Here is a 9,530-nt window from a genome sequence, read left to right on the forward strand (position 1 = left end):
TTATAGCTAAAATTCTTATATATTTGATTTACGAATATGTTCGAACTGGAAATTTAAGCGCAACACATAATAATGCAGAAACTAATCACTTAATGACTCGATACCAAACAAATCTAACAACCAATCTGCTTTTTCATTCTTGCCATCTTCAGCTGCTCGTCTAACACTAATCGTAGGATGGTGAATTAGTTTATTCGTTAAGCCCCTAGATAATTGAGTAATTACCTGTTCGGCGTCCGCACCTCCACGCAAGGCATTTAGAGCGCGCTCTAATTCCTTCTGCTGAAGCGTCTCTGCATGTGATCTAAAGCGTTTCAAACTATCACCAACTGAAGAAACACGCTGACGATTAAGAAAATATTCACTTCCCTCAAGAATCATCCGCTCAGCTTCTTGAGCAGCGCCTTCTCGGTTTTTTACATTCTCATCAATAACATCTTTTAAGTCATCAACGGTATAAAGGTAAACATCAGATAACTCTCCTACCTGAGGTTCAATATCTCTTGGTACCGCTATATCCACCATAAAGAAAGGTCGGTGCTTACGATGCTTTAAAGCTCTCTCTACAGCCCCCTTGCCTAATATAGGCAAGGAGCTAGCCGTCGACGCAATCACAATATCGGCATCGATTAATAAATCTGGAATATCACCTAATAAAGCTGCCTCACCTTCAACCAGACTCGACAGATCCTGGGCACGAGCCAGCGTTCGATTTGCAATTATGATCTTTTTAATACCACTTTGTTTCAGGTGCCTAGCCACTAACTCAGTGGTTTTACCCGCCCCGATAAGTAAAGCAGTATTGTCTGAAAAATCTGAGAAGAGCTGGCGAGCCATATTGACGGCAGCAGCGGCGACCGACACTGGGTTTTCACCAATCGCCGTATCAGTGCGTACTTTCTTGGCGACAGAGAAACAATGTTCAAAGAGCCGACCTAGTTTCCCTTGAACAGCCTGATATTCTTGTGCTGAAGCATAGGCTGATTTCAGCTGCCCTAAAATCTGTGGCTCTCCCAGAACAAGAGAGTCCAAGCCAGCAGCAACACGCATTAAATGAACAACCACATCTTTACCATCATAGACAAAGCTACAGTTTTCGAGGTCTTCTGAATTAACACAATGATAGTCAGCCAACCAAGTCTGCAACATCGCAACATCAATTGCATGATTGCCAGCACAGTATATTTCTGTTCGGTTACATGTCGATAAAATAACCGCTTCATTAACATTCGGCAGTTTTTTGATTGACTCCAACGCGATATCGAGACGTTGTAAATCAAACGCAACTTTCTCTCGAACGTCGACAGTTGCAGTCTTATGATTAATTCCAAACGCCAAAAACGACATGTATACCAAGCAATTTGATTTAAAGCGGCTATTCTACAAATAGAATACATAGAAAGCCAATGACACAGAGCAAGTTCTTAGAGCTAGAAGCCACTTATTTTATGATTAAAGCCTCGACAGCACGACAAAAAGTAGTTCAAACAAATGAACCCTAGCACATGGCCAAACTATACGAACGGTAAGTTGACACCTTAAACCCATCTGTCATCATAAAACTCGTCAAGCCTCAATTATTTAAAAGAGATTCAGATTGAAAGCACTACTCAAACTTATATTAATTTCATCACTTTTCTCACTCAGCGCCTGCTCTAGCCTAATGAAAGCAAAGCAATCTGAGACAGATACCACCGCAAGTAGTGAAAAGCTTTCATCTGAGACATCTCCAGAGTATCAAGATTTCGACCTAAATAAAGACACGCTCTACGACCTGCTTGTTGCAGAGGTTGCTGTCCAGCGTCAAGAATTCAATATCACCTTGCTTAACTATATCCAACAAGCGCGCATGACAAGAGATTTAGGTGTTGTTAAGCGTGCTGTAAATGCAGCTCAATACATGAAAGACATGGAGGCCATAAAGGAAATGGCAATCCTTTGGGTTGATATAAAGCCAGACAGCATTCCGGCACATCAACTTCTGACCTATCAGTATTCCCTTTCTCGCGAATACGAACAGGCCATGCAACATATCGAAAAGATTATCGAGCTTGGCGGTGATGCCCGAGTAGACGGCCTTGCAGTCAGCTCAAGCGCCCTCCCTCTTGAAGATAAAGAAGCCATCCTCCTACTTTATCAATCTTTATATGCAAAATACCCTAACAATCATGAGATTGGATATAGCTACGCACTCACTCAACGCAATTTGAAAGAATACGACGCGGCACTTGAAATCATCGAGCCTATACTAAACGCCGCACCAGAATTCGAAGCAGCCTCAGTCCTCAAGGCCAACGTTCTCTATGATAAAGGTCAACTGGAAGAGGCTATTGAATATGCAGGTGACAAGTTTGACGATTTCCCCTCAAATCATAATCTTGGTCGTCTATATGCAACAATGCTAATAGAAAACAAACAACTCGATGACGCCGAGGAGGTATTCTATTCACTACTGACTAAATACCCCCAAGCATCGCGGTTAAAACTATCGCACGCTATTGTCATGCTAGAGAATAAAAAAGTTGAAGAGGCTTCTGCAGCTTTCGAGCAGCTAATCGACTCCAATCAACACGCTAATGAAGCCTACTATTATTTAGCCCGTATTGCTGACAGCCAAGGTAATTTCAATGACGCTATCGATCTCTACCAGAAAGTAAGCGCTGGCGTTCATTATGAAGTATCTCTTGAGCGCTCAAGTTTCCTAATGGTTCACAACGAACAGCAAGACGAGATGCTAAACAGACTCGCTGAATTGAGAAAGAAACCTGGAGCAAGCCCTCTTAAGTTATGGCTACTGGAAGTTAAATTACTATCTAGTGCAGGTGAAACAGACCGCATGAATGCCTCACTCAACGCCGCCATTCAAGCATTCCCCGAAGATGACCAGCTACTCTACGCTCGAGCAATGAATCGAGAAGCAGACGATGATTTGGCAGGAATGGAGCAAGATCTAAGAAAGCTAATAGAACTGAACCCGAACAATGCGATTGCTATCAATGCACTTGGCTACACCTTGGCCGACCGAACCGATCGTACTCAAGAAGCATTTGAACTAATTCAAAAAGCTTTAGCGCTCAAGCCGAATAACCCCGCCATTTTAGATAGCATGGGCTGGGTACTATATCGACTTAAGCAAAATAAAGAAGCATTGGTATTCTTGTTCAAGGCCTTTCAACAATTCCAGGATGGAGAAGTCGCAGCACACTTGGGTGAAGTTCTTTGGTCTCTAAATCAAACAACAGAGGCTCGAGATGTTTGGAGCAATGTTCTTCGGAAGTATCCTGAACACGAAGTACTTCTTGAGACCATCAACAGACTCGACCCTGAATTACTAATTATAATTGAGAATCCGCCCACGGAAGATGAACAAGCTACTAACAAAGAAACCAGCTCAGCTTCAACTCCCGAAACCGAGCAAGTAACACCCGAAGCGCCCAAAGAATAGTTTGTAATGATAGCTCTAGGCATTTCAAGTAAAACGAGCACTCACCTCACCCGGGCGCTGTTCATACTAATGACGCTCGTTTTATCTGCATGCACCAGCCTTCAACAAACCGTACCTCACAAAACATCAAGAGAAACTCCAATTGAATGGCCTCTTACCGCCCAAAAGATTGATAACATCCGAAACTGGAAACTCATTGGCAAGATTGGCATAAGAACACCTGAAGAATCCCTTACTGTAGCAATCAATCAATGGCACCAAGCTGAATCAAGCTTTGTGATCGACCTTTCCTCAACCTTTTTCGGCCTTGGCGCATCCAAGCTACAGGGAAACCCTCATTTATTAACGATTATCGAAGCCGGTGAGCAGCCTGTCAGCTCGTATGAACCAGATCTCTTGATCTATCAGGCTTTAGGGTTTCCTCTTCCGATTTCATTACTGCCCTGGTGGGTTAAAGGAATTCCTGTTGCCGACAGCCAACACGAGTTAGAATTTGACGCTCAGGGCTACCCTGCCAGCCTAATACAAAATGGTTGGCACTTAACTTTCAGCAAACACACCCTCATCGACGGCCTTCCACTGCCCGGAAAGATTAAGCTCGAACGAGATAAGGTGCGAATTATTCTAGCGATTAAACAATGGACCCGACTTTAAGCCTGACATCTCCAGCCAAGCTAAACCTGTTCTTGCACATCAATGGCAGACGAGGGCCTGAGCAATCGCACCCAGGCTATCATGAGCTACAAACTGTTTTTCAGTTATTAGACCGCGGTGACATGCTTCATTTTTCTGCCAATCAAAGTGGAAAAATAGAAATCACCCCGGAAATTGCCGACATTCCTCCTGAAGAAAACCTGATTTTTATCGCCGCACAAAGACTCAAAGAAGCAGGCATTCTACTCGATAAAGGTAGCCACTTATTAGGCGCCAAGATTCATCTAGAAAAAAGTCTACCAATGGGCGGCGGGCTCGGTGGTGGAAGTTCCAACGCGGCAACAACACTTATCGCGCTCAATCATCTATGGGGACTTGAACTCGAAGAATGTCAATTAGCCAAAATAGCGGCAAAGATAGGTGCCGATGTGCCCGTTTTTGTTGAAGGCCGCAGCGCCTGGGCTGAAGGAATAGGAGATGAACTCTGCCCAATTCCAATGAGCGAAGAATGGTTCGTTGTATTGACCCCCGATTGCCACGTCAACACGGCTAAAATTTTTTCGCATGAAAGGTTGACAAGAGACACGCCAAAGAAGAGAATAGCGCCCGCTCTTGAGGGACATGGTTTAGATACCAGTTCAGAGAAATTTCTTAGCGATGAGTATCGCAACGATTTCGAAGCACTGATCTCAGAACTATACCCACAAATCAAGGAGGCAATACAGTGGCTAAGCCAGTTTGGTATTGCTAGACTTACAGGAACGGGAGCGTGCTGTTTCTGCATCGTCAAAGACGAGGCAACAGCAAAACAGGTTTTGAATGAAGCTAAGTCTAAATTCAAAGGCTTTATAGCCAAGGGAGTCAATCTCTCTCCTGCAATTCAAAGGCTAGATGAAGCTAAAAGGTTCGCAAGGGACCATTCGTAAGATAGCGCTTCGTTAATAGCAACACGATTATTGGGGTATCGCCAAGCGGTAAGGCAACGGGTTTTGATCCCGTCATGCGCAGGTTCGAATCCTGCTACCCCAGCCATATTTTCCCAGCTCAGAAAACAATCAAGCAAACAGCTAGAAACCTTCCGGATGAGGTCTAAACTACTGTATTAGTATTTTTACTATTCAGCCCGGGAAACTGCTTGAAAGAGCTGAAAGCCGAAACACTCAAGAGGTCTTGAACTCGCATGCCAAGAATGATGGTATTTACCGGTAATGCCAACCGCGAACTGGCTCAACAAGTTGTCGATGCACTACGTCTACCACTGGGCAATGCTAAGGTCGGTAAATTTAGCGACGGCGAAGTCACGGTTGAAATCAACGAAAATGTACGTGGTAAAGATGTATTCATCATTCAGCCTACCTGCGCACCAACCAACGATAACCTAATGGAGCTTATCGTAATGACTGATGCACTACGTAGAGCTTCTGCCTCACGTATTACTGCAGTTGTTCCTTATTTTGGTTACGCTCGCCAAGATCGACGCGTTCGCTCAACACGTGTTGCGATTACCGCAAAAGTGGTAGCAGACATGATCACAGGCGCTGGCGTTGACCGAGTATTAACGGTTGACTTGCACGCAGACCAGATTCAGGGCTTCTTTGATATTCCGGTAGATAACATTTACGGCACCCCCGTTCTTGTTGATGACATTCAACGCCGCATTCAAGACGACTTTATGGTTGTTAGCCCAGACGTTGGCGGTGTTGTTCGTGCACGCGCGATGGCAAAACGTCTTGGTGATGTTGACCTGGCAATTATCGACAAACGACGCCCTCAAGCTAACGTTTCTCAAGTAATGCACATTATCGGTGACGTTGAAGACAAAACCTGTCTACTGATCGATGACATGGTCGATACCGCTGGCACCCTATGTAAAGCTGCTGACGCCCTAAAGGAACACGGCGCCAAGAAAGTTTACGCTTACATTACGCATCCCGTGCTATCTGGCCCAGCTATCGAGAACATTGCTAAGTCATCACTAGATGAGTTGATCGTCACAGATACAATTCCTCTTAGTGACAAAGCCATGAATTGTGATAGAATCCGCCAGCTTACAATTTCAGACCTATTGGCAGAGTCAATTCGTCGTATTAGTAATGAAGAATCTATCAGTGCCTTGTTTGATTAAGACATTAATTAAAACAATCGCTTAAGACCTGATTCAATCAGGTATAGATGTACAGGAAAAAGCACCTCGGTGCTTTTTCTATTTTAACCTTCACGGTATTTAGTCTGGTCGCGGGCGAATATTAGTGAACTTTGAGGAAAGAAAAATGAGTGAAGCATCATTCGTAGTAAACGCAACAGCTCGAGCAGATCAGGGGAAAGGTGCGAGCCGCCGCCTGCGTCGTCTTGAGAACCTAGTACCAGCTATCCTTTACGGCGCTGGTAAAGACCCTATCGCACTTAGCCTGAAAGAAAACGAGATCAAGAAATCGCTTGAAAACGAAGCGTTCTACTCTCACGTTCTAACAATCAGTGTAGACGGCAACGAAGAGCCAGCAATCCTGAAAGATCTTCAGCGTCACCCATCACGTGGTGATGTTATGCACGCTGACTTCCTGCGTGTTGATATGGACAAAGCTATCCATGTGCACGTTCCACTTCACTTCACAAACGAAGACGCTTGTGTTGGTGTTAAGTTGGGCGGTGGTAAGATCTCTCACCAGCAGGTTGAAGCTGAAGTAATTTGCCTACCTGGTAACTTGCCTGAGTTCATCGAAGTTGATATGACTGAAGTTGAAGCAGAAACTATCCTTCACCTTTCAGACCTTAAACTTCCTGAAGGCGTTACACTTGCTGCACTACAGCAAGGTGCTGACCACGATCTTCCAATTTGTTCAGTACATACTCCAAAGGGTAAAGCTGAAGACGAAGCTGGTGAAGCAGCTGCAGAAGGTGATGCAGAGTAATTCTCTGTATCCGGCATGAATTGATAGCGTCAGAGAAGCTCCGATGAGTCAAATCAAGCTGATTGTGGGGCTGGGTAATCCCGGCCCCGAATACGAAAACACCCGCCATAATGCTGGCGCCATCTTTCTGGCCCAGATCGCTGAAGCACATCAGCAAAACCTTAAGCCAGAAAAGAAGTTCCACGGACTTCATGCCAAAGTTAATATTCAAGGCCAGGATCTACACCTCTTGTTCCCGACGACCTTCATGAATCGTAGTGGACAATCTGTCCAGGCAATCTGCCAGTTTTTTAAGATTTCCCCTGAAGAAGTACTCGTCGCCCATGACGAACTCGATATCCCGTGCGGCACCATGAAGCTAAAACAAGGCGGCGGTCATGGAGGCAACAACGGCCTACGAGACATTATCGAGAAGTTTGGCGGCAACAAAAACTTTAAGCGCTTGCGTCTAGGTATTGGTCACCCCGGCCATGCAAGCAAAGTAACCGGACATGTTCTTGGCAAACCAACAGCCAAAGAAGCCGAGCAACTCTCTGCGTGTATCGACGAAGCAGATAGGCACCTGAAAGAAGTCATTGGTGGCGATTGGCAAAAGGCCATGCAAAAACTCCATAGCTTTAAAGCAGAATAAGCCCATTACTCGCATTCCTTAGCAGCATTACAAAAAATAGCACTAAGCGCTCATCTTTTATACTTAACTGTCCCGCTACCCTACTGTATACTTGCGCCCAATTTTTCTAATTATACTTTACAGCCTGGGATTCAGATTATGGGTTTTAACTGCGGCATCGTCGGCCTTCCTAACGTCGGCAAATCAACCTTATTCAACGCACTTACCAAAGCAGGTATCGGCGCAGAAAACTTTCCTTTCTGTACTATCGAACCTAACGCTGGTGTTGTTGGCATGCCAGACCCTCGCCTAGACAAGCTTGCAGCCATTGTCAGCCCAGCGAAGGTTATCCAAACTACAATGGAGTTTGTTGATATTGCCGGTCTAGTAGAAGGCGCATCTAAAGGCGAAGGCCTCGGTAACCAGTTCCTGGCTAATATTAGAGAAACAGACGCTATCGCTCACGTTGTACGCTGCTTCGAAGATGAAAACGTTGTTCACGTTTCTGCCAAGGTGAACCCTCAAGCCGACGTTGATGTAATTAATACCGAGCTTGCTTTATCTGACCTTGATACCGTAGAAAAGGCTATCAAGCGTTTCACCAGAACAGCCAAGAGCGGTGATAAAGATGCGAAGAATGCTCTGAGCCTACTTGAGGATAAACTACTCCCTCACTTGAACGAAGCAAAAGCGGTTCGCGGCCTTGGTTTGAATGATGATGAACTAGCAATTATCAAAGAGCTTTGCCTGCTTACAATCAAGCCTACAATGTATATTGCCAACGTTGATGAAGACGGTTTTGAAGACAACCCTCACCTAGATAAAGTTCGTGAAATCGCAGCAGAAGAAAACGCTGTAGTCGTCGTGATCTGTAATAAGCTAGAAGCAGAAATTGCTGAGCTGGATGACGAAGAACGCGATGAATTTTTAGCAGACCTTGGCATGGAAGAGCCAGGCCTTGATCGTGTCATTAGAGCTGGCTACGAGCTACTTGGTCTACAAACCTACTTCACTGCAGGTGTAAAAGAAGTTCGCGCCTGGACAATGAAGCAAGGCGACCCTGCCCCTAAAGCCGCTGCAGTGATTCACACAGACTTCGAAAAAGGCTTCATTCGGGCCGAAGTAATTGCCTATGATGACTTTATCGACAATAACGGTGAAGCCGGCGCCAAAGACGCAGGTAAATGGCGTCTGGAAGGCAAAGAATACATCGTACAAGATGGCGATGTAATCCATTTCCGCTTCAACGTTTAAGCAATAGCATATAAGCGTATTTTTTATAAATTTTTGGCTTGACAAGTTCCAGTAAAAACAAGAGAATACGCGCCTCTTTTGGCTACATAGCTCAGTTGGTTAGAGCACATCACTCATAATGATGGGGTCCCAGGTTCGAATCCCGGTGTAGCCACCAATTATTCTAATAAATACAGTCAGTTAGACTTCGCGTCAGCTGGCTGTTTTTATTTGTGCTTCTACTTAACGACTTAACCCCCTATTACTCCCTACAGTTTAGAGCGCTCTCCTCGTCAAATTAACGACCATACATTCCGTCCAAGCCTAAAAGATTAGTGGATTTTATTCACAAACTATATTCGAGTTATTCGTTTATATCATGAATAGATAGTCGACATAATTCACATACTCTCAGTTCCAACGAAACAAGAACAGCCTTTCGACTAACCTGATTTTCATTAGAAAAAGCAATCCAGAGCTTATTACCACTTTATATTCAAAACATATTACCTTGCTCAAAACACGTAGCAGCCTTATCACACAAACTAAGGCTAACCAATGTAGGTCATCGAGCCAGTTTTTCCGGAAGCGGCCTATACGTCACTCCTGGTTCTAGCACCTAGCCACAACAGCCAAATACAGCAGTTTGCATTGCGAACTATACCACGAGACAGTTTTA

Annotated in this window: 8 protein-coding genes and 2 tRNA genes; 9 read left to right on the top strand and 1 reads right to left on the bottom strand. The window is 44.7% G+C overall.

The features are described 5' to 3' along the window. Positions 1-81: 81 nt before the first annotated feature. Positions 82-1,347 carry a glutamyl-tRNA reductase gene (gene hemA, locus A3757_RS11165; protein ID WP_068515824.1) on the bottom strand — a complete coding sequence of 422 codons (1,266 nt, stop codon included), beginning with the start codon at positions 1,345-1,347 and terminating at the stop codon, positions 82-84. 250 nt (positions 1,348-1,597) lie between these two features. On the opposite strand from hemA, the gene A3757_RS11170 reads away from it, so the two are divergent. The 9 genes from A3757_RS11170 to A3757_RS11210 all read left to right on the top strand — a co-directional run bounded on the left by A3757_RS11170 (position 1,598) and on the right by A3757_RS11210 (position 9,029). Beyond that, the gene (locus tag A3757_RS11170) at positions 1,598-3,445 is read left to right on the top strand and encodes a tetratricopeptide repeat protein (protein ID WP_068554904.1); all 1,848 of its coding nucleotides are present in this window, start codon (positions 1,598-1,600) and stop codon (positions 3,443-3,445) included. 69 nt (positions 3,446-3,514) lie between these two features. Further along, the gene (gene lolB / locus A3757_RS11175) at positions 3,515-4,099 is read left to right on the top strand and encodes a lipoprotein insertase outer membrane protein LolB (protein WP_197470009.1); all 585 of its coding nucleotides are present in this window, start codon (positions 3,515-3,517) and stop codon (positions 4,097-4,099) included. Continuing rightward, entirely contained in the window at positions 4,084-5,025 is a 942-nt protein-coding gene (gene ispE / locus A3757_RS11180) for a 4-(cytidine 5'-diphospho)-2-C-methyl-D-erythritol kinase (protein WP_068515833.1), read from the top strand. The genes lolB and ispE overlap by 16 nt, the downstream gene beginning before the upstream one ends. Before the next feature lie 31 nt (positions 5,026-5,056). Then, positions 5,057-5,131, top strand: a tRNA-Gln gene (locus tag A3757_RS11185). 148 nt (positions 5,132-5,279) lie between these two features. Next, positions 5,280-6,224, top strand: coding sequence for a ribose-phosphate pyrophosphokinase (locus A3757_RS11190; protein WP_068515835.1), 945 nt, complete (start codon positions 5,280-5,282; stop codon positions 6,222-6,224). Between the two features lie 145 nt (positions 6,225-6,369). Further along, positions 6,370-7,008, top strand: a complete 639-nt coding sequence (locus A3757_RS11195) for a 50S ribosomal protein L25/general stress protein Ctc (RefSeq protein WP_068515838.1) — start codon at positions 6,370-6,372, stop codon at positions 7,006-7,008. 43 nt (positions 7,009-7,051) lie between these two features. Continuing rightward, entirely contained in the window at positions 7,052-7,639 is a 588-nt protein-coding gene (gene pth, locus A3757_RS11200) for an aminoacyl-tRNA hydrolase (protein ID WP_068515841.1), read from the top strand. A 138-nt stretch (positions 7,640-7,777) separates the two neighbouring features. Next, the gene (ychF, locus tag A3757_RS11205; RefSeq protein ID WP_068515844.1) at positions 7,778-8,872 is read left to right on the top strand and encodes a redox-regulated ATPase YchF; all 1,095 of its coding nucleotides are present in this window, start codon (positions 7,778-7,780) and stop codon (positions 8,870-8,872) included. Between the two features lie 80 nt (positions 8,873-8,952). Then, a tRNA-Met gene (locus A3757_RS11210) sits at positions 8,953-9,029 on the top strand. Positions 9,030-9,530 lie beyond the last annotated feature (501 nt).

The organism is Oleiphilus sp. HI0117, from assembly GCF_001635235.1.

Bases quoted from the DNA above. Each gene is read 5' to 3' on its own strand.
- hemA (WP_068515824.1), bottom strand. From the start codon at position 1,347: ATGTCGTTTTTGGCGTTTGGAATTAATCATAAGACTGCAACTGTCGAC.
- lolB (WP_197470009.1), top strand. From the start codon at position 3,515: ATGACGCTCGTTTTATCTGCATGCACCAGCCTTCAACAAACCGTACCT.
- ispE (WP_068515833.1), top strand. From the start codon at position 4,084: ATGGACCCGACTTTAAGCCTGACATCTCCAGCCAAGCTAAACCTGTTC.
- A3757_RS11190 (WP_068515835.1), top strand. From the start codon at position 5,280: ATGCCAAGAATGATGGTATTTACCGGTAATGCCAACCGCGAACTGGCT.
- A3757_RS11195 (WP_068515838.1), top strand. From the start codon at position 6,370: ATGAGTGAAGCATCATTCGTAGTAAACGCAACAGCTCGAGCAGATCAG.
- pth (WP_068515841.1), top strand. From the start codon at position 7,052: ATGAGTCAAATCAAGCTGATTGTGGGGCTGGGTAATCCCGGCCCCGAA.
- ychF (WP_068515844.1), top strand. From the start codon at position 7,778: ATGGGTTTTAACTGCGGCATCGTCGGCCTTCCTAACGTCGGCAAATCA.